The organism is Bradyrhizobium sp. SPXBL-04 (assembly GCF_051853035.1).
Taxonomy (GTDB): Bacteria; Pseudomonadota; Alphaproteobacteria; order Rhizobiales; family Xanthobacteraceae; genus Bradyrhizobium; species Bradyrhizobium zhanjiangense.
Genome location: NZ_CP182472.1, coordinates 7776939 through 7798960, shown reverse-complemented (window position 1 = coordinate 7798960; position 22022 = coordinate 7776939). Strand labels below are relative to the sequence as shown.

Below are 22022 nucleotides of genomic sequence, written 5' to 3'. Positions count from 1 at the left end.
CAGGCTGAAATGAAATCAGGGTTAACAATGCCCGACCTCTAGGCACGGACCATTACGGTGGCTACCTCTACAGTGCTACCTTAAAGTACCAGAGCCCTTTGATTCCGGTGGGTTGGCGGCCTATAAGGCCGCGCTCCCCACCCCATCGGCGAACGATTCCAAAGACCATTCAAGAGACCACGCATGGCCGGACATTCCCAATTCAAGAACATCATGCACCGCAAGGGGCGGCAGGATGCCCAGAAGTCGAAGCTGTTCGGCAAGCTGGCGCGGGAAATCACCGTCGCGGCCAAGCTCGGCACTCCTGACCCCGCCATGAACCCGCGCCTGCGCGCCGCCGTGATCGCCGCGCGCCAGGAGAACATGCCGAAGGACAATATCGAGCGCGCCATCAAGAAGGCGCTCGGCAGCGACGGCGAGAACTATGACGAAATCCGCTACGAGGGCTACGGCCCCGGTGGCGTCGCCGTCATCGTCGAAGCGCTGACCGACAACCGCAACCGCGCCGCTTCCGACATCCGCTCCTTCTTCACCAAGTCCGGCGGCAATCTCGGCGAAACCGGCTCGGTCTCGTTCATGTTCGACCGCACCGGAATCATCGAGTACGACCGCAGCGTCGCCTCCGACGACGCCGTGCTGGACGCCGCGATCGAGGCCGGCGCCGACGACGTCGTTTCCGGCGAGGGCGGCCACGAGATCTATGCCTCGACCGAAGGCTATCGCGACGTCGCCAAGGCGCTGGAAGCCAAGTTCGGCGAGCCGCGCAAGGCCGCGCTGATCTGGAAGCCGCAGAACACGGTTGCGGTCGACGACGAGACCGGCGAGAAGCTGCTCAAGTTGATGGACCTGCTGAACGAGCACGACGACGTCCAGAACGTCTACGCCAATTTCGAGGTGTCGGACGCGCTGATGGCGAAGATGGGTGGGTAGGGCACTCTCGTGTCCCGGACGCGCTGCAGCGTGAAACGCTGCTGCGCAGAGCCGGGACCCATCATTCTCTAGGCATCGATGGCTAAATGGGCCCCCGTTCAGCGCCGCACCGCTTTGCGCTGCGTCGCGCCCGGGGCACCAGACCGGCTTTCCCCTGTTACTTCCGTTCTGTTTCTGTTTCGCTTCCAGCGGCCAGCCGCTATCACTGGCGCATGACTGCGCTCCCGATTCGTAGCCCCGTTCGCATCATCGGCATCGACCCCGGCCTGCGCCGCACCGGCTGGGGCGTGATCGAGGCTGAAGGCAATCGTTTGATCTACGTCGCCTGCGGTTCGGTGGAACCGCCGGACGATTTGCCGCTGTCGAGCCGGCTGCTCGCGATCCATGAAGGGCTCGCTTCCGTGCTGTCCGATCACAAGCCGATGGAGGCCGCGGTCGAGCAGACTTTTGTGAATAAGGACGGCGTCGCGACGCTAAAGCTCGGCCAGGCCCGCGGCGTTGCCATGTTGGCGCCGGCGATGTTCGGCATCAGTGTCGCCGAATATGCGCCGAACCAGGTCAAGAAGACGGTGGTCGGCGCCGGTCACGCCGACAAGCAACAGATCGCGATGATGCTGAAGATATTGCTGCCGAAAGCCGAACCGCCGTCCGCGGACGCCGCCGACGCGCTCGCCATCGCCATCACCCATGCCCATCACCGCCAGAGCACCGCGCTCAGGCTGAAGGTGGTGGGGATATGATCGGCAAGCTCAAGGGCCTGATCGATTCCTACGGCGAGGATTTCGTCATCCTCGACGTCGGCGGCGTGGGCTATCAGGTGCACTGCTCGTCGCGCACGCTGCAGCATCTGCCGTCGCCGGGCGAAGCGGCCGTACTGTCGATCGAGACCTATGTCCGCGAAGATCAGATCAAACTGTTCGGCTTCCGCACCGACCAGGAGCGCGAATGGTTTCGCCTGCTTCAGACCGTGCAGGGCGTCGGCGCCAAGGTCTCGCTGGCCGTGCTCGGCACGCTGGCGCCAGCCGACCTCGCCAATGCCATTGCGCTGCGCGACAAGGCCGCCGTATCCCGCACGCCGGGCGTTGGCCCCAAGGTCGCCGAGCGCATCGTCACCGAGTTGAAGGACAAGGCGCCGGCTTTCGCCAATGTCGATCCTGCCGTGGTGCATCTCGCCGGCGCCGTCGATGACCAGCGCGCGCCGCGGCCCGTGGCGGATGCGATCTCGGCGCTGGTCAATCTCGGCTACGGTCAGCCGCAGGCGGCTGCGGCGATTGCGTCCGCGTCACGCAGTGCCGGTGAAGGCGCTGAGACGGCGCAGCTCATTCGCCTCGGCCTGAAGGAGCTCGCGAAGTGAGCGACCCCAAGGCCAACCGCATGGTCTCGCCCGAGCGCCGCAGCGACGATGTCGGCGACACCGCGCTGCGGCCGCAGTCGCTGTCCGACTTCGTCGGCCAGCAGCAGGCGCGCAAGAATCTCTCGATCTTCATCGAAGCGGCGCGCAAGCGCGGCGAGGCGCTGGATCACGTGCTGTTCGTAGGTCCCCCCGGCCTCGGCAAGACCACGCTGGCGCAGATCGTGGCCAAGGAGCTCGGCGTCGGCTTCCGCGCGACCAGCGGCCCCGTGATCGCCAAGGCCGGCGATCTCGCCGCGCTGCTCACCAATCTCGAAGAGCGCGATGTGCTCTTCATCGACGAGATTCATCGTCTGAGCCCCGCGGTGGAGGAAGTGCTCTATCCCGCGATGGAGGACTTTCAGCTCGACCTCATCATCGGCGAAGGGCCGGCCGCGCGCTCGGTGAAGATCGAGCTGTCGAAATTCACCCTCGTTGGCGCCACCACGCGCGCAGGCCTGCTGACGAATCCGCTGCGCGACCGCTTCGGCATTCCGGTCCGGCTCAATTTCTACACCATTGAAGAACTCGAGAGCATCGTCAGCCGCGGCGCGCGTGTGCTCAATGTCGGCATGAGCGCGGACGGCGCCAACGAGATCGCGCGCCGCGCCCGCGGCACGCCGCGTATCGCGGGCCGTCTGCTCCGCCGGGTGCGCGATTTCGCTTCGGCAGCCGATGCCGACAAGATCGACCGCAAGATCGCCGACCACGCACTCAGCGCGCTCGAAGTCGACGCCGCGGGCCTCGATGCCATGGACCGCCGCTACCTCACGACCATCGCGCTCAACTATGGCGGCGGACCGGTCGGCGTCGAGACCATGGCCGCCGCACTGTCCGAGCCGCGCGATGCGATCGAGGACATCATCGAGCCCTATCTGATCCAATGCGGCTATCTCCAGCGCACCCCGCGCGGCCGTCTGCTCACCTCGCACGCCTTCCGCCATCTCGGTCTTGCCGAACCCTCGCGCGATGCGGCCCAGTTCGGCTTGTTCGGCACCGACCAGGCCGAGGACGACTGACTGCCTGAGACGGTGAACCACCGGTTCAATCCCATCACTAATCCGAACGCGCGGCGAACGGCATCGCCGCTCATGCACACGGATTGGAGTGGGAAGCAATGGGGCCGACGAACGACACCGGATTGCTCGAGCCGCGCCGCGATCGGGTCGACCTCATCCTGGAGATCCTGAAGATCGAAGCCAATCCGGTGCTGCTATCCCTGCTGGCCGCGGGTCCCCTCGAAAACGTGATCAGCGCCGGGACGATCGATCGGATCGAGCGTGAGGCGTGTGTCAATGAACGTTTTCGCGATCTGCTCGGCGGCGTCTGGTATTACCGCGCGCCCGACGATGTGAGGACGCGGCTGGATGCGCTGATTGGCGAGAGCCGCTGGTAATTTCTGTGCAGGCGTCTGCACCAGGATGCAGACGGTCTGCACGAACGCACCCCAATTCCGCTTCAATCGGGTTGCATCGAGAAGCAGCATCACCATCGAGCGTCCATGATCACTCGCCGTCATCTGATCCGTTCCATTGGCGCCCTGTCCGCCTTCGGCGCCTCGACTGCGGCCTATGGTGTCGGCGTCGAGCCGATGCTGCGGCTTCGCGTTACCCGCTATCATCCGATGCCGCGGCAGTGGCCGGCGGATCTTCCGCTGAAGATCGCTGTCATCGCCGACATCCATGCCTGCGATCCCTGGATGCCGCTGGACCGGATCGAGGCCGTCGTCGACCGCACCAACGCGCTGAAGGCTGATATCATCGTGCTGCTCGGCGACTATGTCGCCGGCCTGCACCAGGTCACGCGTATCATCCCGTCGAGCGAATGGGCCAGAGTGCTGGCCGGCCTCAAGGCGCCGCTCGGCGTCCATGCCGTCATGGGCAACCACGATTATTGGGACGACAAGACCGTGCAGCGGGCCGGACTTGGCCCGACCATCGCGCATCGCGCATTGGAAGCAGCCGGCATCCCCGTCTACGAGAACGATGTCGTGCGCCTCACCAAGGACGGCCGACCGTTCTGGCTCGCCGGTCTCGGCGATCAGCTCGCCTTCCTGCCGGCGCGACGCTTCCGCAGCATGGTGCACTTCGGTGTCGACGATCTCAACGCGACGCTCGCCAAGGTCACGGACGACGCGCCCATCATCCTGCTCGCGCATGAACCCAACATCGCGCCGCGTGTGCCCGCGCGCGTCGCGCTGCAACTGTCCGGCCACACCCATGGCGGCCAGGTCCGCCTGCTCGGTTGGTCGCCGGCGGTTCCGCCGCAGCATGGCATCCGGCTCGCCTATGGCCATGTCCGGCTGAAATGTGACGTCATCATCTCCGGCGGCCTCGGTTGCAGCATCATGCCGCTCCGCGTCGGCGTGCCGCCTGAGATCGTCGAGGTGACGCTGGGGCGAACCGCACCGGTTGTGTCCTAGCCACGCTTGCGCGACCGCCTGTTTTTGCGCAAAACGGGCGGGTTACAGAGAAGCGAAGAGGCTCGCGACGTGACAGCTCATCTCGACGGCGAGATCCGCGACGGCCGCCACCACATGCAGGTCCGTGTCTATTACGAGGACACGGATTTCTCGGGCATCGTCTATCACGCCAATTATCTGCGCTACATGGAGCGCGGCCGCACCAATCACCTGCGGCTGATGGGCGCCGAGCAGCAGGCGCTGTTCGAGCAGGTGGAGACGGAAGGCGCCGGCTTCGCCTTCGTGGTGCGCTCGATGCATCTGGACTTTTTGAAGCCCGCGCGGATGGACGACGTGCTCGACGTCGTGACCTGGCCGATCGCGGTCAAGGGCGCCTCGATCATGCTGGGGCAGGAGGTGAGGCGTGGTGAGGACGTGCTGGTGAAAGCGGAGGTGCGCGTCGCCTTCATCAGCGGCGGCCGCGCGCAACCGATTCCGAAATCGATCCGGACCTTGATGAAGGCCGATCTGATTTCGTGATCGCCCGATTTGTAATGGCCTATCGACTCCGCCAATTGCAGCGATAGATTGCGGCCCCAACCAACCGATGAGGCCATTATGTCGCGCCCGCCGCTTCCGCCTTTCACGAGAGAAACTGCCGCGCAAAAAGCGCGCATGGCCGAGGACGCCTGGAATTCGCGCGATCCGGCGCGCGTCGCGCTCGCCTACACCGAGGACAGCCACTGGCGCAATCGCTCGGAGGTTTTTCAGGGCCGCGAGGCCATCGTCGCCTTCCTCACCCGCAAATGGGAGAAGGAGCAGGACTATCGCTTGATCAAAGACCTCTGGGCCTTCGACGGCAACCGCATCGCGGTGCGCTTCCAGTACGAATGGCACGATGCCGGCGGCCAGTGGTATCGCTCCTACGGCAACGAGCAGTGGGAGTTCGACGAGCACGGCCTGATGAAACGCCGCGAGGCGTCGATCAACGACATCGCGATCGCGGAGAAGGACCGCCGCTTTCACTGGGCCGCGCCGGGGCCGCGGCCGGCCGATGTGCCGGGGCTTGGAAGCGATCCGTTCTGAGGTGCTTTCTCTCCCTCTCCCCGTTCTTACGGGGAGAGGGTTGGGGTGAGGGGCTGCTTCAGCAAATTCGATGGCAGACGGACTCGCGGAGAATCCCCCTCACCCGGATTGCTCAGGCGCGCAATTGCGCGCCAAAGAAATCCACCTCTCCCCGCAAGCGGGGCGAGGTGAATCACCGCCGCGCCAAGAACCTCGTAATCGCGCCGCCGAGCGTCGCGTTGTCCATCGGCTGCGCCAGCGACTCCCTCGCCGTGGCGACGACATCATCCGGTGCCTTGCCGTCGCGTAGATCGCAGCAGACTTGCGCGAATTCCACGTCGAATTCCGGATGCGGTTGTACGGTCAGCGTGGTGCCGTTGGCGTAGAGCAAGCCGGCATGCGGGGTGAATTCCGACGAGAGGATCGTCAGCGCATCGTTCGGCGGTTCGATCACCTGGTCCTGGTGCGAGGCGGCGATCGCGACCGCCTCGCCGTCGACCACGCCGTTCTCCGGCAGCACCTGATAGACGTGACGGCCGATGCCCCAGCCCTTCTCCGACTTGCGCACGGTGCCGCCGAGCGCCTGCGCGATCAGCTGATGGCCGAAGCAGACGCCGACCATCGGCGTCTTGTTGGCGTAAGCCGTGCGCACGAAATCTTCCAGCGGTGCGATCCAGTCGAGCCCGTCATAGACCCCGGCCGCCGCGCCGGTGATCAGCACGGCCTCCAAGCCGCGCGGATCGGGCAGCGCATCACCATTCGGAATGCTGACGATGTCGACTGTCGCCGTCGGGTCCTCGGCGCGGATCATGCGCTCGAACATGTCCGGAAACGAGCCGTGGCGCTCGCGATGCTTTTGAGGAACGAGCCCGGTCTCGATGATGGTGATGCGTGCCATGTGCTGCCCTGCGGAGACAGGGAAGATACAGCAGGACCTGCACGACGTCCAAGTCAACCGGGCGCAAAACCGTTTGCGGACTGGTCTTCGAGCTCGGTGAGCGCCTTGCGCATGGTCTCGACCAGATCCAATGCCACCGGCGAGGGGCTGCGCTGCGCCGGGAAGACGGCCGAGAACTCAAAGTCGATGCGCGGCAGGAAGCGGCGTACGACGACGCCGCGCGTGGCAAATTCCTGCGCGGTGAAGGGATCGCAGATCGACACCCCAAGTCCCGATGACACCATGCCGCACATGATCTCCGACAGCGTGGTCTCGACGCGGAGCACACGGCGGACATCGTGGCGGTGGAAGGCTTGGTCGACGAGGTGCCGGCTCGACGATCCCGCCGACAGCGAGATGAACGTCTCGCCCTCGAAATCGCGCGGCTGCAGCACTTCTTTCTCCGTCAAATGGTGCCCGGTCGGCAGCACCGCGACACGCGCCAGCGCCGGCAGTCGCAGGCTTGGCAGGCCGGAATGCGCGATCGGCACCTCGGCAAAGCCGATGTCGCACTGGTTGTTCAGCACCCAGTCGACCACGATCGGCGAGATCACGCCGAAGAAAGCGAGGTTGAGGTTGGGCCGCTCCTTCAAAAAGTGTCCGGCGAGCCGCGGCAAATAGCCGTTTGCCAATGCCGGCAGCGCGGCGATGCGCAGCGAGCCGGTGCGGCGACCGCGGATTTCTTCGGCGGCCGCGGTGATGCGTTCGAGACCGACGAACGAGCGCTCGACTTCCGTGTAAAGCGCCATCGCCGCCGCGGTCGGCACGAGGCCGGTGCCACGTCGTTCGAACAGCTCCATCTTCAACAGCGCCTGGAAGTCGCGCAGCAAGCGGCTGACGGCGGGCTGCGTCACCACCATCAGCTTCGCTGCCTCGGTGACGCTGCCGGTCAGCATCGTCGCGCGGAAGGCCTCCACCTGCCGCGAATTGATCCGCGCCATCCCGCAATCCATTCATAACATTTTTGCATGCAGAGGGTGCCATTATTCATTGGACGATGGAAGTATACGTCTGCGATCTTTTTCATCAGAGCTGGAGCCAGCCCGCTTTTTCGGCAGATTGGAGGGGTTCAAACCTCCAGATCGCGCCAAAACCCGCCGAGCAGGGGCCGGAGCCCTGATCGGAGAGGGATTTGCGCGGAAGGAAATGCGGAAGGCGCTTCGGCCGGAGACTTGTCGGCACGTCACCTCATTCCGGTATGGAGATCGGTCCACATGAAGACTTCTCGCCTTCTGACTTCGCTCAGCATCGTGGCGCTCATGGCCGCCTCGTCGGCCGCCTTGGCCCAGCAAAAGACGCTCTACGTCGCCGGCTACGGCGGCTCGTTCGAGAAGACGATCCGCGACGAGGTGATCCCGACTTTCGAGAAGGAAAACGGCGTCAAGGTCGAATACGTCGCCGGTAATTCCACCGACACGCTGGCAAAGCTCCAGGCGCAGAAGGGCAATCAGCAGATCGATGTCGCGATCGTCGACGACGGCCCGATGTACCAGGCGATCCAGCTCGGCTTCTGCGGCAAGCTCGAGGGCCTGCCCGCCGATCTCTACGACACCGCGCGCTTCAAGGACGATCGTGCGGTTGCGATCGGCATCGTCGCGACCGGCCTGATGTACAACACCAAGGTGTTCAAGGAGAAAGGCTGGGCGGCGCCGACCTCGTGGAACGACCTGAAGGACACCAAATACGCCAAGCAGCTCGTGATCCCGCCGATCAACAACACCTATGGCCTCGAAGCGCTGGTGATGCTGTCGAAGATGAACGGCGGCGGCGAGACCAACGTCGATTCCGGCTTCAAGATCTTCAAGGAGCAGATCAATCCGAACGTGCTCGCCTATGAGCCGTCGCCCGGCAAGATGACCGAGCTGTTCCAGTCCGGCCAGGCCGTGATCGCGGTGTGGGGCACCGGCCGGGTGCAGAGCTTTGCCAACACCGGCTTCCCCGTCGACTTCGTCTATCCGAAGGAAGGTGCCGCGACGCTGCTGACGACGGCCTGTCCGATCAACAAGCCCAACGCTTCGCCGCTGGCCGCGAGCTTCGTCAAGATGCTGCTCGATCCCAAGATCCAGCTCGTGATGCTGAAGGACTACGGCTACGGCCCGGTGCTGAAATCGCTGGTGATCCCGCCCGAGCTCGGCAAGATGGCGCCGATCGGCGAGCGCGCGGCCAAGCTCTATAATCCGGACTGGACCGTCATCAACGAGAAGCGCGAGGAGTGGACCAAGCGCTGGAACCGCGAGGTCGAGCGCTGATCTGATCGTCACAGCGGAGACCGCGCATGGCCTATCTCGAGCTCGATCGGGTCGCCAAACAATTCGGCACGCAGACTGTGGTCGACAACTTCAGTCTGTCGGTGGGGAAGGGGGAGTTCATCTCCTTCCTTGGCCCGTCCGGCTGCGGCAAGACCACGACGTTGCAGATGATCGCGGGCTTCCTTGATCCCACGCGCGGCGCGATCCGCCTGGAGGACAAGGATCTGACCGCGATTCATCCGGCCAAGCGCGGGCTCGGCATCGTGTTTCAGAGCTACGCGCTGTTTCCGCACATGACCGCGGCGGAAAACGTCGCATTTGGTCTGGAGATGCGCAACGTGCCGCGCGCTGAGCGAGCCGAGCGCGTCCGTGCCGCGCTCGCGATGGTCGGCCTTGCCGGTTACGAGGACCGTCACCCGCGCCGGATGTCCGGCGGCCAGCAGCAGCGCGTAGCGTTGGCCCGTGCGCTGGTGATCAAGCCGAGCGTGCTGTTGCTCGACGAACCGCTGTCCAATCTCGACGCAAAGCTGCGCGAGGAGATGCAGATCGAGCTGCGCCAGATCCAGCGCACCATCGGCACCACCACGATCCTGGTCACTCACGATCAGAATGAGGCGATGTCGCTGTCCGACCGCATCGTGGTGATGAGCCAGGGCCGCATCGAGCAGATCGGCACGCCGCAGGAGACCTATGAGAAGCCGGCGTCGGCCTTCGTCTCGCAGTTCCTCGGCAAGACCAACGACTTTGCAGCATCGATCGATCGAACGGCCACACCGGCGCGGCTGACTGCGGGCTCCTGGAGTGCGCCGGCACCGGCCGGCCCCAATGGCCCGGTGACCATCAGCATCCGCCCCGAGCGCATCGGTTTTGGCGGTGCCGGCCTCAGCGCAAAAATCGTCACCCGCATCTTCCAGGGTAACCACTGGCTGTTCCAGTGCGACAGCGAATGCGGCCCGGCGATTGTGATCCGCCAGAATGATGGCAACGCCCAGCCAACCGAAGGCGAGGCCGTTCATCTCGCCTGGCGGCCGGAGGATATGAGCGTGCGCGCGAGGAGCGTCGCATGAGCGCGGCCGCCGAGGAACGCAGCGCGCGTGCGCCATGGGCGCTGACGGCGCCTGCGCTGATGCTGTTCGTCGGCGTGCTGCTGATCCCGCTGGCGATGACCGTGATGCTGTCGTTCCACGATTGGGGCCAGTACAAGGGCATCGAGCCGGTCTTCATCCTGAAGAACTGGCACGAGATCGCGACCGATCCCTATTACGCAGAAATGTTCTGGCGGACGTTTCGGATCGCTATTCTCACCACGCTGCTCACCGCCGTGCTCGGCGCACCCGAAGCCTACATCCTCAACCGCATGAGCGGCCGCTGGAAGAGCCTTTTCCTGCTGATCATCCTCGGCCCGCTGCTGATCTCCGTGGTGGCGCGGACGCTCGGCTGGGCGCTGCTGTTCGGCGGCAATAATGGGCTCGTCAACAAGCTCTTGATGTCGCTCGGGATGATTCGCTCCCCCATTCCCTTCATGTTCACCGAAACCGGCATGGTGATCGCGCTCGCGCATGTGATGATGCCGTTCATGGTGCTGTCGGTGTGGGCGGCGCTGCAGCGGCTCGATCCGCAGATCGAGAATGCCGCAATGTCGCTCGGCGCGACACCTGCGATCATCATCCGCCGCATCATCATGCCCCAGATCATGCCGGGCGTGCTCTCGGGCGCGATCATCGTGTTCTCGCTATCGGCCAGCGCCTTTGCGACGCCGGCGATCATCGGCGGCCGCCGGCTCAAGGTCGCTGCGACGCTCGCCTATGACGAATTCCTCAACACGCTGAACTGGCCACTCGGTGCTGCGGTCGCGACGCTCCTTCTCGTGGCGCTGGTGCTGATCGTGGTCGGCAGCAACGGGCTGGTCGAGCGCCGCTATGCGGAGGTGTTCCGATGAGACGGAACGGCCCGCTCGCGCTGATCTTCCACACGATCTTCGTCATCGTCATGGTGGCGCCGATCCTGGTCGTCTGCCTCGTCGCGTTTACACCCGAGGGCTTCCTGTCGTTGCCGACCAACGGTTTTTCGCTGCGCTGGTTCAGGACGATCGCGAACTACCCCGAATTCATCCACGCCTTCTGGGTCAGCCTCGGCCTCGGGGCGCTGTCGTCCTTGGTGGCGCTGCTGTTCGCGGTGCCGGCGGCGCTGGCGATCGCGCGCTACCGCTTCCGCGGCCGCGATGCGCTGGCGGCGCTGTTCCTGTCGCCGCTGATGATTCCGCACGTCGTGCTCGGCATCGCCTTCCTGCGCTTCTTCACCTCCGCCGGTCTGGGCGGCAGTTTCGCGGCGTTGATCATCGCGCATGTCATCATCGTGTTTCCGTTCGCGTTGCGGCTGACTCTCGCGGCCGCAACCGGCATGGATCTTTCGGTTGAGATGGCGGCGGTCTCGCTCGGCGCGGGCGGCTGGACGCTGTTCCGCCGTGTGACCTTGCCGCTGATCCTGCCCGGCGTCATCAGCGGCTGGGCACTCGCCTTCATCCAGTCCTTCGACGATCTCACCATGACCGTCTTCCTTGCGGCACCCGGCACCGAGACGTTGCCGGTGCGCATGTTCCTTTATATCCAGGACAACATCGATCCGCTGGTGACGTCGGTCTCGGCCTGCGTGATCGCGATCACCATGACCGCCCTCATTCTGCTCGACCGCTTCTACGGGCTCGACCGCGTGCTCGCCGGCAAGGGCGATACGGGACGATAGGAGAATCTATGTCTAAAGCGTTTTCGAGCGAAGTGGACGCCGGTTCGCGTAAAGAAAACGCGTCAAAACAAAAGTCTGAATACGACGTCGCCGTCGTCGGCGGCGGCTTGCTCGGCTCCGCCATTGCTTGGGGCCTCGGCCGGCTCGGCAATCGCGTAGCCGTGCTCGACGAAGGCGACATCACCAAGCGCGCCTCGCGCGCGAATTTTGCGCTGGTCTGGGTGCAGAGCAAGGGGCTCGGCATGCCCGTCTATACGGTCTGGACCGTGCAGGCGTCGCAGGCGTGGGGCCGGCTGGCGTCGGAGCTGAAGCAGCAGACCGGGCTCGACGTCTCGCTTCAGCAGAACGGCGGCTTCCACCTCACGCTCGGCGAGGACGAATTCGGCCAGCGCGCCGAGCTGGTCAAGCGCATGCACAACCAGGTCGGCGCCGCCGACTACAAGATGGAGATGCTCTCCGCTTCCGACGTGAAGAAGTCGCTGCCGCTGATCGGCCCGGAAGTGTCCGGCGGCAGCTATTGCCCGCTCGACGGCCACGTCAATTCGCTGCGTACGTTCCGCGCCTTTCATACCGGCTTCAGGGCGTTCGGCATCGATTATTTTCCGGAGCGTCTGGTCTCGGCGATCAGCAAGAGCGGCGGCGAATTCCGTCTGACCACGCCGAAGGGCGAGCTGCGCGCCGCCAAAATCGTCCTTGCCGCCGGCAATGCCAACCAGACGCTGGCGCCGATGGTCGGACTCTACGCGCCGATGGGCCCGACCCGCGGTCAGATCGTGGTGACCGAGCGCACCATGCCGTTCCTGCCGCATCCGCTGACCACGATCCGCCAGACCGACGAGGGCACGGTGATGATCGGCGACAGCAAGGAGGACGAGCTCGACGACCGCACGCTGAAGCATTCGATCAGCGCCGTGATGACCGATCGTGCCCAGCGCATGTTCCCGCACCTGTCGCGGCTCAATGTCGTCAGAAGCTGGGCCGGCATCCGCGTCATGCCGCAGGACGGCTTTCCGATCTACGACCAGTCGGAGACGCATCCCGGCGCCTTCGTCGCCTGCTGTCATTCCGGCGTGACGCTCGCCTCCAACCACGCCTTTGAAATCGCGCGCATGGTGGCGCAGGGCGCGCTTGAGCCCGAGCTGGTCGGCGCGTTCTCGGCCAGTCGGTTTGGCGGTGCCGGCGCTGCGAACAACAGCGGTTATTAGAGATCCAAGGAAGGAGCCAAGAGGCATCCCCATGTTTAGACGATCCGAACAGGACAAGCGCCCAAACGTGCAGATCTTCGTCGATGGCGTCGCCGTCGCGGCACGTCAGGGCGACACCGTCTCCGCGGCGCTGCTGGCCTCCGGCCGTGACGTGCGCAGGTCGACCGCGGTGAGCGGCGCGCCGCGTCTGCCTTACTGCATGATGGGAGTGTGCTTCGATTGCCTCGTCACAATCGACGGTGTCGGCAACCGCCAGGGCTGTCTCGTGCCCGTCGCCGACGGCATGCAGGTCGAGATCCAGAAGGGCAAGCGGGAGATCGGAAAATGACTGTGGCTCCCAAACGCGAAGCCTACGACGTCGTGGTGATCGGCGCCGGTCCCGCCGGCCTCGCCGCGGCTGCGACATCTGCTGAAGCCGGCCTGTCGACGCTGCTGCTCGACGAGAACATCGGTCCGGGTGGTCAGGTGTTCCGCGCCATCGCCTCGACGCCGGTCACGGAGCGCAATCAGCTCGGGGCCGACTATTGGGCCGGTGCCGATCTCGTGCAGGCATTGCGCACCAGCAGCGCCGAGGTCATCCATCGCGCGACGGTCTGGAGCCTCGACCGCAATCTCGAGATCGCGGTCTCCATTGGCGGCGCCTCTGCCTTCGTCAAGGCGCAGCGTGTGATCCTCGCGACGGGCGCGCTGGAGCGGCCGTTTCCGATTCCCGGCTGGACGCTGCCGGGCGTGATGACGGCGGGCGCGGCGCAGACGATGTTGAAGTCGTCGGCGCTGGTGCCTGACGGACGCACGGTGATCGCCGGCCAGGGGCCGCTGCTCTGGCTGCTCGCCGCGCAGATCCTGCGTCTCGGCGGCCGCATCGACCGCATCCTGGACACCACCGAGCGCGGCAATTATTTCGCCGCGCTGCCACACGCCTTCGCCTTCCTGACCTCGCCCTATTTCGCCAAGGGACTGTCGATGATGCGCGAGGTGAAAGCAAAGGTGCAGGTCGTATCAGGGGTGACGGAGCTCTCTGCGTCCGGCGAGGGTCAGCTCGCGAGCGTGAGCTATGTCGCCGCCGGCAAGCGCGAGACCATTCCTGCGGATCTGTTGCTGTTGCATCAGGGCGTCGTGCCCAACGTCAATCTGGCGATGTCGGCTGGCATCGAGCATCGCTGGGATGATCTGCAATTGTGCTGGTCGCCGGTGCTCGATGCGAGCGGGGCTTCGTCGGTCGCCGGCATCGCGATCGCCGGCGATGGCGCCGGCATTGGTGGCGCGAATGCCGCCGTGGTGCGCGGTCGCATCGCGGCGCGCGCGGCGGTGGAAGCGCTGGCGCCAGCGGCTGCCGCGACGCTCACATCGATGGCGGCGCTTCGTGCCGATCTTGCCAAGGCCGAACGTGGCCGCGTCTTCCTCGATACGCTGTTCCGCCCCCCGCAACAGTTCCGCATTCCCACAGGCGACACCATCGTCTGCCGCTGCGAGGAAGTCACCGCAAAGGACGTTCTCGACTCCGTCGCGATCGGTGCGACGGGGCCGAACCAGCTCAAGGCCTATCGCCGCACCGGCATGGGTCCGTGCCAAGGCCGGCTCTGTGGTCTCACCGTCACCGAGCTGATGGCGCAGGCTCGCGGGAAGACGCCGCAGGAGATCGGCTATTACCGGCTGCGCGCGCCGGTGAAGCCGATCACGCTCGCCGAGCTCGCCGCCGTCCCGAACAGCGAGGCCGACGTCAAGGCGGTGGTGCGCGGATGACCAAAAACGTGGATGCAATCGTCGTCGGCGGCGGCATCCACGGATGCTCGACCGCGCTGCATCTGTGCCTTGCCGGCATGAAGCCGGTGCTGATCGAGAAGGACTATGCCGGCCGGCACGCCTCGGGCGTCAACGCCGGCGGCGTGCGCCAGCTCGCGCGGCACATCCCTGAGATTCCGCTCTCGATCCGTTCCATGGGGATTTGGGAGAAGATCACCGAGCTCGTCGACGACGATTGCAGCTTTGAGAGCCATGGCCAGGTGCTGGTTGCGGAGAACGAGGCGGAGCTTGCGGTCTGCCGCGCGCGTGTGGCCGAGCTCAATGCGCTCGGCTTCACCCATGAAGAGCTGGTCGATGCGGCCGAGCTGCGGCGGCTCGTGCCCGCGGTCGCCGAGACCTGTCCCGGCGGCGTCGTGTCGCGTCGCGATGGAGCTGCCAATCCGGCGCAGACGACGACGGCGTTCCGGCGCAAGGCCGAGCAGCTTGGCGCGACGGTGCGCGAGGGCGAGGCCGCCGGCAACATCCGGCGGAATGACGGTCTGTGGCATGTCGACGTCGGCTCGGACACCTATGCCGCACCGGTGCTCGTCAACGCCGCGGGCGCCTGGGCCGGCAAGATTGCCGCTGCCCTCGGCGAGCCCGTTCCTGTCGAAACCGTCGCGCCGATGCTGATGATCACCTCGCGCGTGCCGCACTTCATCGATCCCGTCGTGATCCTGCGCGGCCGCAAATTGTCCTTCAAGCAATTCTCCAACGGCACCGTGCTGATCGGCGGCGGCCACCTTGCAACGCCCTATCAGGACCGCAACGAGACGGTGCTGGACTGGAAGAGCCTCGCTGTCAGCGCGCGCACCGTGTTCGACCTGTTTCCGGTGATGCGCAGCGCCACGATCATGCGGGCCTGGGCCGGTATCGAGGCGAAGATGAAGGACGATATCCCCGTGTTCGGCCCGAGCTCGCGTCACCAGGGCCTCTATCACCAGTTCGGCTTCTCACTGCACGGCTTCCAGCTCGGTCCTGGCGCCGGCGCCGTGATGGCGGAGCTGATCGTCAACGGCGGCACCCAGACCCGCGTCAGTGATCTCGGCATCGACCGCTTCCATCCGTCCACGCTCTAGGAACAAGAAGTTGTCGTATCCGATCGTTTGCCCCGAGCTCGCTCAACCTCTCCCGCTTGCGGGAGAGGTCGGCGTGAAGCGCCGGGTGAGGGCTCTCTCCACACGGGGAAAGTCCCAATGCGGAGACACCCCCACCCCGGCCCTCCCCCGCAAGCGGGAGAGGGGGCGCACCTCCTTCGTGGCCCTCAGCCGAACTCAACTCCTTCCACGCTTTAAGAAGAGGACATCATGAGCATCACCCGCAGCATCCGCACGCCGATCATGCACCGCGCCGTCGAGGCCAACGGCTTCGTCTTTCTCGGCGGCACCATCGCCGACGACACCTCGGGCTCGATGGGCGAGCAGACCCGCAACATCCTCGGCAAGATCGCCGGCTATCTGAAGGAAGCGGGAACCGACAAGAACCGCATCGTCAGCGCCTCGATCTTCGTTACGGATCTCTCCAAGAAGAAGGAGATGGACGCAGCCTGGACCGAGTTCTTCGGCGACAATCTGCCGACCCGTGCCACCGTCGGCGTCGCCGACCTCGGCGGCAATGCTCTGATCGAGGTGGTGGTCACCGCGCTCAAGGGCTGATCGCGCCGACCACTAGGGATGTCAGCGCTTCCCTCGCGCTGTCGTCCAAACTGCGGCTTGATCTTGCGCTTCTGCGGCACTAGTTAGAGAGCTCTCAATCAGGAACTTCGCAGCCATGGATTTTACCCCGACCGCAAAGCCCATCCGCCTTGCTCACGGGGAATTCCATGCCTGCTTCGATCATCCTGTCGAACCTGTCGCTGTCCACGCCTGACGGCCGTTCGCTTCTTTCCAACATCGATCTGACATTCGCGGCCGAGCGGACCGGTCTCGTCGGCCGCAATGGCGTCGGGAAAACGACGCTGCTTGCATCGATTTTGGGCGAGCATGTTCCGCAGTCCGGGCGCATTGTTGTCAACGGGACCATCGGCGTGCTGCGCCAGGACGTTCAACCGCCTGCAGATGCGACGGTGGCCGATCTGTTCGGCGCGCGGCTGGCACTAGAGCTGCTTCGCCGTGCGGAGCAGGGCGGCGCCTCGGTCGACGACACCGCCACGATCGACTGGACGCTCGAAGCGCGGCTTCAGACCGCCCTCGCGCGCCTCGGGTTCGATCCGTCTCCCGACACGGAGCTGCGCTGCCTGTCCGGCGGCCAGATCACGCGCGTTCGCCTCGCCGCACTGGTGTTTGCCGAGCCCGACTTCCTGCTGCTGGACGAGCCCACCAACAATCTCGACCAGGACGGACGCAAGGCCGTGACCGCGCTCCTCGCCGCCTGGCGCGGCGGCGCGATCGTGGTCAGCCACGACCGGAACTTGCTCGAAACGATGGATGCGATCGTCGAGCTGACGTCGCTCGGGTCAACCCGATACGGCGGCAATTGGAGCAGTTTTCGCGCGCAGAAGGCCGTCGAGCTCGCAGCGGTCAGGCACGACCTCGCACATGCTGAGAGGCACCTGTCCGAGATTGACGGCAAGGCACAGGAGGCTACGGAACGGAAGGCGCGCAAGGACAGCGGCGGCAGGAAGAAGCGTGCCAAGGGCGACATGCCGCGCATCCTGGCCGGCGCGCGCAAAGATCGCAGCGAAGACAGCGGCGGCAAGACCGCGCAAATCGCCGAGCGGCGGCGCGCGGAAGCGGCCGAGGCCGTCGACACCGTGCGCCGGCGCGTCGAGATACTTCAGCCGTTGTCGGTGAAACTGCCGGCGACTGGCCTGCCGGCGGGCAGGGAGGTGCTTTGGCTCGACGGCGTCAGCGCCGGCTATCAGCCGGAGCAGCCGGTCTTGCGCGATCTCTCGCTCGCGATCGTCGGGCCGGAGCGCGTTGCGGTCGTCGGGCCGAACGGCTCCGGCAAGACAACGCTGCTGAAACTCATTGCCGGCGAGTTGCGCCCCGTTTCGGGTACCGTGCGGGTCAGGCCCGACTTCGCGCTGTTCGACCAGAAAGTTAGCCTGCTTGATCCTGCGCTCTCCATCCTGGACAATTTCGGTCGCCTCAATCCAACGGCAGGTGCGAACGCGTGCCATGCCGCGCTGGCTCGCTTCATGTTTCGCGCCGATGCTGCCTTGCAGATCGTGGGAAGCCTGAGCGGTGGACAAATGTTTCGCGCGGGCCTTGCTTGCGTGCTGGGCGATTCACAGCCGCCGTCCCTGCTGATCCTGGACGAGCCGACCAATCATCTCGACATCGAGTCGATCGAAGCCGTTGAAGCGGGCCTGAGGGCTTATGACGGCGCACTGCTCGTCGTCAGTCACGACGAGGCATTCTTGCGGGCGATCGGGATCACGCGTCGGCTCGAACTTGCCGGCAAGGAGCTTCGCGTCAATGGCGGGATCATCTGATCCCGCCTTACGTCCCGATATGGCGGCTAGTCCTGGCGGAGATTTTCAAAAGCCCGACGCCCTGCCCCCAGCGCGTCGGGCGGAAAGATTGACTATCAATCGGTGATCCCAACGCGATTGTTGTGACGGGTATCTCACCGTTTTTCCATTCCGGGAAACTACCGCATCGGAACCGGCGTGCTATGCACTGCCGCCCGGTTCCAGCGCCTCGCCGATCTCCAGCGGATGGGCCATGGTCTCGTGCAGGGCGTCGCGGTCGAGCTCGCCTTCGGAGAGGCTGATGACGACGCAGGCGACGCCATTGCCGATCAGATTGGTCAGCGCACGGCATTCGCTCATGAACTTGTCGATACCGACCAGGATCGCGATCGACTGGATCGGGATATCAGGCACGATCGAGAGCGTCGCGGCGAGCGTAATGAAGCCGGCGCCGGTGACGCCCGACGCACCCTTCGAGGTGATCATGGCGATGCCCAAAATGCCAAGCTCCTGCCAGATGGTCAGATGGGTGTTGGTGGCCTGCGCCAGGAACAGCGTCGCCAGCGTCATGTAGATGTTGGTGCCGTCGAGATTGAAGCTGTAGCCGGTTGGGATGACGAGGCCGACCACCGAGCGCGAGGCACCGAGATGCTCCATCTTCTGGATCATCTGCGGCAGCACCGTCTCCGAGGACGAGGTGCCGAGCACGATCAGCAGCTCGTCCTTGATGTAGGCGATGAAGCGCAGGATCGAGAAACCGGCGAGCCGTGCGATCGCGCCCAGCACGATCAGCACGAACAGGATGCTGGTCAGGTAGAATGTGCCGATCAGGGCGGCGAGGTTGAGCAGTGAGCCGAGCCCGTAGGCGCCGACGGTGAAGGCCATCGCGCCGAAAGCACCGATCGGTGCCACGCGCACGATGATGCGGATGATGCCGAAGAACATTTTTGCGGCCTTGTCGATCGCGTCCGCAATGGGCTCGCCGGCCTTGCCGAGGAAAGCGATGGCGAAGCCTGACAGAATCGAGATCAACAGCACCTGAAGCAGGTCGCCCCGCGCGATGGCGCCCAGATAGCTGTCGGGTATGATCGCCATCAGATGGGCGACGATGCCCTCTTCCTTGGCCTTGGTGACGTAGGTCGCCACCGAGTTCGGATCGATCGTGGCGGGATCGATGTTGAAGCCGCGCCCGGGCTGGAGAATCTCGCCGACGAGCAGACCGACCGCAAGCGCGACGGTCGAAACCGTCTCGAAATAGATCAGCGATTTCAGCCCGACGCGGCCGACGCGCTTGAGATCGCCCATCGAAGAGATGCCGTGCACCACGGTGCAGAAGATCACCGGTGCGATCATCATCTTGATCAGCGCGATGAAACCGTCGCCGAGCGGCTTCAAGGCCTTGCCGAGATTTGGATAGAAGTAGCCGATGAGCACGCCGAGCGCGATCGCGATCAGCACCTGGACGTAGAGGATCTTGTACCAGGGCTGGTGCCGGCGGAGGACGGCTGGCTGGATCGCGACTTGTGTCATATGGTAGGCCCGGAACGTATTGATCTTGCTTGATTTGCATCATGTGATGGCCTTCGCGGGAGCGACAATCACATTTTTGTCGGATCGCACGAAGATCGTCCGCTGCACGGCAACTCGGGGGAAACATGTCGACTGCAACAGGCTCCGACGAGCAAATGCAAGGCTATTTTCCGCGCTGGAAACTCAAGACCTCGGGCGTGATCATGCCGGAGGAGCGGCTGTCTTGGGGCCAGACGATTGTCTCCGGTCTCCAGCATTGCGTCGCAATGTCGGGCTCAACGATCGTCGCGCCGCTGCTGATGGGGTTCGATCCCAATGTTGCGGTCCTGTTCTCCGGCATCGGCACGCTGATCTTTTTCGTCATCGTCGCGGGGCGCGTGCCGAGCTATCTCGGCTCGAGCTTCGCATTCATCGCCGTCGTCATCGCTGCCACCGGTTATGCCGGGCAGGGGCCAAACCCGAACCTGTCAGTTGCGCTCGGCGGCATCGTCGGAGCCGGTGTGCTGTACGGCCTGATTGCACTGATCGTGATGTGGTCGGGCGTTGGTTGGATCGAAAGGCTGCTGCCGCCGGCGGTCACCGGCGCCGTGGTCGCCGCAATCGGACTCAACCTTGCGCCCGTGGCTGTGAAGGCTGTGAGCACCGGCACGTTCGACACCTGGATCGGGCTTGCGACCGTTCTGATCATCGGCGTGGTCGCCGTCGCGGCGCCGGGCCTATGGCGCCGCTTGCCGATCATTGTCGGTGCCATCGGCGGATATCTCCTGTACTTGCTGTTCGCAAACGGACTCGGTTTCGGCAAGCCGATCGACTTCACGCAACTTTCGGCCGCGCCGTGGTTCGGCCTCCCAAACTTCACCGCGCCGAGCTTCCATGCCGATGCAATCTTCCTGATCGCGCCGGTTGCGATCATTCTCGTCGCCGAGAACCTCGGTCACATCAAGGCCGTCGGCGCGATGACGGGCCGGAGTCTCGATGCCTATCTCGGCCGCGCCCTGTTTGCCGACAGTCTCGCGACCATCGTGGCGGCCTGCGGCGGCGGTACCGGCGTCACCACCTATGCCGAGAACATCGGCGTCATGGCGGCGACGAAGGTCTATTCCACCTTGTTGTTCGCGTTCGCGGCCACGGTGTCGATCCTGCTCGGCTTCTCGCCGAAATTCGGCGCACTCATCCTGTCGATCCCCGGCCCCGTCATCGGCGGCCTGTCGATCGTGCTGTTCGGGTTGATCGCGGCGATGGCGGGACGGATCTGGGTCGAGAACAAGGTCGACTTCGCAAATCCCGCGAACCTGATTACCGTCGCGGTGGCACTCACCGCAGGCGCCGGCGATCTCACGCTCAAATTCGGTGCGTTCACGATCGGCGGAATCGGCACCGCGACCTTCGACGCCATCATCCTCTACCAGATCCTGACCTTGACGGTCGCCCGCCACGCCAAATGAATCACAGCAATGCGTTGAGAGATGGAACAAAGGACGGGTTCCGTCGATGATCAGGCATCCCCGGAGAGAACTCATGCCACAAACCAATCGCTCAAATTCCTTTCCCTCGCGCCTCATCGGCCAATACGCGCTGGTGACCGGCGCTTCACAAGGCATCGGCCGCGCTGTCGCCATCCGGCTCGCCCAGGAAGGCGCGACCGTCGCCATCAATTATTTCGATCACCCCCAAAGCGCCGAGGAGACGCTCGCGTTGGCGCGGACGGCGTCGGGCGATCGTGGCCACGGCAGGCTCGATCACATCATCGTCAAGGCCGATATCGGCAACGAGCAGGACATCGCCGCGATGTTCGAGACGATCCTGGCGCGCTGGAAGCGCCTCGACTGTCTGGTCAACAATGCCGGCTTCCAGCAGGAATCGCCGAGCGAAGCACTCGACGTCGAAACCTATCGCCGCATCATCGACGTCAATCTGAATGGCGCCGTGCTTTGCGCCCAGAAGGCGCTCGCGCATTTCGTCGCCCGCGGCGGAGGCGGCAGCATCATCAATTGCTCCAGCGTCCACCAGATCATCCCAAAGCCCGGCTATCTCGCTTATTCGATCAGCAAGGGCGGCATGGCCAACCTGACGCGGACGCTGGCGCTCGAATTTGCCGGCCAAGGCATCCGCGTCAATGCGGTAGGTCCCGGTGCGATCGATACGCCGATCAATGCGGCCTGGACCGGCGATCCCGAGAAGCGCGGCGTCGTCACCTCCCACATTCCGCTCGGCCGCGTCGGCACCCCCGAAGAGATCGCCGCCGTGTTCGCCTTCCTCGCCTCGGATGATTCGAGCTACATCACCGGACAGACCATCTATGCCTGCGGAGGCCTGACGCTGTTCCCCGAATTCCGGGACAATTGGGCGAGCTGAACGTCAACTTGGAAGCGTGCG

General features: G+C 64.7%; 23 protein-coding genes. 20 read left to right on the top strand and 3 right to left on the bottom strand.

The features are described from left to right. Positions 1-183: 183 nt before the first annotated feature. From ACNJX8_RS37190 to ACNJX8_RS37155, 8 genes are all read left to right on the top strand, one after another. Positions 184-930: a YebC/PmpR family DNA-binding transcriptional regulator gene (locus ACNJX8_RS37190; RefSeq protein ID WP_126261898.1), complete on the top strand. Its 747-nt coding sequence runs from the start codon at positions 184-186 to the stop codon at positions 928-930. A gap of 212 nt (positions 931-1142) precedes the next feature. Then, positions 1143-1670 (top strand): crossover junction endodeoxyribonuclease RuvC, encoded by a 528-nt coding sequence (gene ruvC / locus ACNJX8_RS37185; protein ID WP_128936564.1) that lies wholly within the window; start codon positions 1143-1145, stop codon positions 1668-1670. After that, positions 1667-2284: a Holliday junction branch migration protein RuvA gene (ruvA, locus tag ACNJX8_RS37180; protein WP_128940083.1), complete on the top strand. Its 618-nt coding sequence runs from the start codon at positions 1667-1669 to the stop codon at positions 2282-2284. Before ruvC ends, ruvA begins: the two co-directional genes overlap by 4 nt. Positions 2285-2304: 20 nt before the next feature. Further along, a complete protein-coding gene (gene ruvB, locus ACNJX8_RS37175; protein WP_206732769.1) occupies positions 2305-3339 on the top strand; it encodes a Holliday junction branch migration DNA helicase RuvB in 1035 nt (344 codons plus the stop codon). Positions 3340-3437: 98 nt separating this feature from the next. Continuing rightward, positions 3438-3716 (top strand): DUF6869 domain-containing protein, encoded by a 279-nt coding sequence (locus tag ACNJX8_RS37170; RefSeq protein WP_439358705.1) that lies wholly within the window; start codon positions 3438-3440, stop codon positions 3714-3716. A 105-nt stretch (positions 3717-3821) separates the two neighbouring features. After that, positions 3822-4742: a metallophosphoesterase gene (locus ACNJX8_RS37165; protein ID WP_439358704.1), complete on the top strand. Its 921-nt coding sequence runs from the start codon at positions 3822-3824 to the stop codon at positions 4740-4742. 69 nt (positions 4743-4811) lie between these two features. After that, the gene (gene ybgC, locus ACNJX8_RS37160; RefSeq protein WP_164934731.1) at positions 4812-5261 is read left to right on the top strand and encodes a tol-pal system-associated acyl-CoA thioesterase; all 450 of its coding nucleotides are present in this window, start codon (positions 4812-4814) and stop codon (positions 5259-5261) included. A gap of 78 nt (positions 5262-5339) precedes the next feature. Beyond that, entirely contained in the window at positions 5340-5807 is a 468-nt protein-coding gene (locus ACNJX8_RS37155) for a DUF1348 family protein (RefSeq protein WP_439358703.1), read from the top strand. Between the two features lie 172 nt (positions 5808-5979). Here the strand turns inward: ACNJX8_RS37155 and ACNJX8_RS37150 are convergent, their stop codons facing one another. Together ACNJX8_RS37150 and ACNJX8_RS37145 are read right to left on the bottom strand one after the other, a co-directional pair. After that, on the bottom strand, positions 5980-6684 hold the full coding sequence (locus tag ACNJX8_RS37150; RefSeq protein WP_439358702.1) for a type 1 glutamine amidotransferase: 705 nt from the start codon (positions 6682-6684) through the stop codon (positions 5980-5982). A gap of 53 nt (positions 6685-6737) precedes the next feature. Next, the gene (locus ACNJX8_RS37145; protein ID WP_439358701.1) at positions 6738-7664 is read right to left on the bottom strand and encodes a LysR substrate-binding domain-containing protein; all 927 of its coding nucleotides are present in this window, start codon (positions 7662-7664) and stop codon (positions 6738-6740) included. 273 nt (positions 7665-7937) lie between these two features. Here ACNJX8_RS37145 and ACNJX8_RS37140 point away from each other — a divergent pair, with 273 nt between their 5' ends. The 10 genes from ACNJX8_RS37140 (at position 7938) to ACNJX8_RS37095 (ending at position 18137) form a co-directional block, all read left to right on the top strand. Beyond that, positions 7938-8972, top strand: coding sequence for an ABC transporter substrate-binding protein (locus ACNJX8_RS37140; RefSeq protein WP_439358700.1), 1035 nt, complete (start codon positions 7938-7940; stop codon positions 8970-8972). 26 nt (positions 8973-8998) lie between these two features. Then, positions 8999-10039 carry an ABC transporter ATP-binding protein gene (locus ACNJX8_RS37135; protein WP_439358699.1) on the top strand — a complete coding sequence of 347 codons (1041 nt, stop codon included), beginning with the start codon at positions 8999-9001 and terminating at the stop codon, positions 10037-10039. After that, the gene (locus ACNJX8_RS37130) at positions 10036-10911 is read left to right on the top strand and encodes an ABC transporter permease (protein ID WP_439358698.1); all 876 of its coding nucleotides are present in this window, start codon (positions 10036-10038) and stop codon (positions 10909-10911) included. The genes ACNJX8_RS37135 and ACNJX8_RS37130 overlap by 4 nt, the downstream gene beginning before the upstream one ends. Next, a complete protein-coding gene (locus ACNJX8_RS37125; protein WP_091880538.1) occupies positions 10908-11714 on the top strand; it encodes an ABC transporter permease in 807 nt (268 codons plus the stop codon). The genes ACNJX8_RS37130 and ACNJX8_RS37125 overlap by 4 nt, the downstream gene beginning before the upstream one ends. Before the next feature lie 8 nt (positions 11715-11722). Continuing rightward, positions 11723-12919 (top strand): NAD(P)/FAD-dependent oxidoreductase, encoded by a 1197-nt coding sequence (locus ACNJX8_RS37120; protein ID WP_439358697.1) that lies wholly within the window; start codon positions 11723-11725, stop codon positions 12917-12919. A 31-nt stretch (positions 12920-12950) separates the two neighbouring features. Beyond that, entirely contained in the window at positions 12951-13247 is a 297-nt protein-coding gene (locus tag ACNJX8_RS37115; protein WP_128936553.1) for a (2Fe-2S)-binding protein, read from the top strand. Next, positions 13244-14662: an NAD(P)/FAD-dependent oxidoreductase gene (locus ACNJX8_RS37110; protein ID WP_439358696.1), complete on the top strand. Its 1419-nt coding sequence runs from the start codon at positions 13244-13246 to the stop codon at positions 14660-14662. The genes ACNJX8_RS37115 and ACNJX8_RS37110 overlap by 4 nt, the downstream gene beginning before the upstream one ends. Continuing rightward, positions 14659-15780 carry an NAD(P)/FAD-dependent oxidoreductase gene (locus ACNJX8_RS37105; RefSeq protein ID WP_439358695.1) on the top strand — a complete coding sequence of 374 codons (1122 nt, stop codon included), beginning with the start codon at positions 14659-14661 and terminating at the stop codon, positions 15778-15780. Before ACNJX8_RS37110 ends, ACNJX8_RS37105 begins: the two co-directional genes overlap by 4 nt. A 228-nt stretch (positions 15781-16008) precedes the next feature. Beyond that, positions 16009-16356, top strand: a complete 348-nt coding sequence (locus ACNJX8_RS37100; RefSeq protein ID WP_128936549.1) for a RidA family protein — start codon at positions 16009-16011, stop codon at positions 16354-16356. Between the two features lie 167 nt (positions 16357-16523). Beyond that, positions 16524-18137, top strand: coding sequence for an ABC-F family ATP-binding cassette domain-containing protein (locus ACNJX8_RS37095; protein WP_439358694.1), 1614 nt, complete (start codon positions 16524-16526; stop codon positions 18135-18137). Positions 18138-18317: 180 nt separating this feature from the next. Here ACNJX8_RS37095 and ACNJX8_RS37090 read toward each other — a convergent pair whose 3' ends face one another. Further along, positions 18318-19646: a dicarboxylate/amino acid:cation symporter gene (locus ACNJX8_RS37090; protein ID WP_128940093.1), complete on the bottom strand. Its 1329-nt coding sequence runs from the start codon at positions 19644-19646 to the stop codon at positions 18318-18320. Between the two features lie 125 nt (positions 19647-19771). Between ACNJX8_RS37090 and ACNJX8_RS37085 the strand changes: the two genes are divergently transcribed. After that, positions 19772-21091: a solute carrier family 23 protein gene (locus ACNJX8_RS37085; protein ID WP_439358693.1), complete on the top strand. Its 1320-nt coding sequence runs from the start codon at positions 19772-19774 to the stop codon at positions 21089-21091. Between the two features lie 73 nt (positions 21092-21164). Next, on the top strand, positions 21165-22001 hold the full coding sequence (locus tag ACNJX8_RS37080) for an SDR family oxidoreductase (RefSeq protein ID WP_439358692.1): 837 nt from the start codon (positions 21165-21167) through the stop codon (positions 21999-22001). Positions 22002-22022: the final 21 nt, after the last annotated feature.

Bases quoted from the DNA above. Each gene is read 5' to 3' on its own strand.
- ACNJX8_RS37190 (WP_126261898.1), top strand. From the start codon at position 184: ATGGCCGGACATTCCCAATTCAAGAACATCATGCACCGCAAGGGGCGG.
- ruvC (WP_128936564.1), top strand. From the start codon at position 1,143: ATGACTGCGCTCCCGATTCGTAGCCCCGTTCGCATCATCGGCATCGAC.
- ruvA (WP_128940083.1), top strand. From the start codon at position 1,667: ATGATCGGCAAGCTCAAGGGCCTGATCGATTCCTACGGCGAGGATTTC.
- ruvB (WP_206732769.1), top strand. From the start codon at position 2,305: ATGGTCTCGCCCGAGCGCCGCAGCGACGATGTCGGCGACACCGCGCTG.
- ACNJX8_RS37170 (WP_439358705.1), top strand. From the start codon at position 3,438: ATGGGGCCGACGAACGACACCGGATTGCTCGAGCCGCGCCGCGATCGG.
- ACNJX8_RS37165 (WP_439358704.1), top strand. From the start codon at position 3,822: ATGATCACTCGCCGTCATCTGATCCGTTCCATTGGCGCCCTGTCCGCC.
- ACNJX8_RS37155 (WP_439358703.1), top strand. From the start codon at position 5,340: ATGTCGCGCCCGCCGCTTCCGCCTTTCACGAGAGAAACTGCCGCGCAA.
- ACNJX8_RS37150 (WP_439358702.1), bottom strand. From the start codon at position 6,684: ATGGCACGCATCACCATCATCGAGACCGGGCTCGTTCCTCAAAAGCAT.
- ACNJX8_RS37145 (WP_439358701.1), bottom strand. From the start codon at position 7,664: ATGGCGCGGATCAATTCGCGGCAGGTGGAGGCCTTCCGCGCGACGATG.
- ACNJX8_RS37140 (WP_439358700.1), top strand. From the start codon at position 7,938: ATGAAGACTTCTCGCCTTCTGACTTCGCTCAGCATCGTGGCGCTCATG.
- ACNJX8_RS37135 (WP_439358699.1), top strand. From the start codon at position 8,999: ATGGCCTATCTCGAGCTCGATCGGGTCGCCAAACAATTCGGCACGCAG.
- ACNJX8_RS37130 (WP_439358698.1), top strand. From the start codon at position 10,036: ATGAGCGCGGCCGCCGAGGAACGCAGCGCGCGTGCGCCATGGGCGCTG.
- ACNJX8_RS37125 (WP_091880538.1), top strand. From the start codon at position 10,908: ATGAGACGGAACGGCCCGCTCGCGCTGATCTTCCACACGATCTTCGTC.
- ACNJX8_RS37120 (WP_439358697.1), top strand. From the start codon at position 11,723: ATGTCTAAAGCGTTTTCGAGCGAAGTGGACGCCGGTTCGCGTAAAGAA.
- ACNJX8_RS37115 (WP_128936553.1), top strand. From the start codon at position 12,951: ATGTTTAGACGATCCGAACAGGACAAGCGCCCAAACGTGCAGATCTTC.
- ACNJX8_RS37110 (WP_439358696.1), top strand. From the start codon at position 13,244: ATGACTGTGGCTCCCAAACGCGAAGCCTACGACGTCGTGGTGATCGGC.
- ACNJX8_RS37105 (WP_439358695.1), top strand. From the start codon at position 14,659: ATGACCAAAAACGTGGATGCAATCGTCGTCGGCGGCGGCATCCACGGA.
- ACNJX8_RS37100 (WP_128936549.1), top strand. From the start codon at position 16,009: ATGAGCATCACCCGCAGCATCCGCACGCCGATCATGCACCGCGCCGTC.
- ACNJX8_RS37095 (WP_439358694.1), top strand. From the start codon at position 16,524: ATGCCTGCTTCGATCATCCTGTCGAACCTGTCGCTGTCCACGCCTGAC.
- ACNJX8_RS37090 (WP_128940093.1), bottom strand. From the start codon at position 19,646: ATGACACAAGTCGCGATCCAGCCAGCCGTCCTCCGCCGGCACCAGCCC.
- ACNJX8_RS37085 (WP_439358693.1), top strand. From the start codon at position 19,772: ATGTCGACTGCAACAGGCTCCGACGAGCAAATGCAAGGCTATTTTCCG.
- ACNJX8_RS37080 (WP_439358692.1), top strand. From the start codon at position 21,165: ATGCCACAAACCAATCGCTCAAATTCCTTTCCCTCGCGCCTCATCGGC.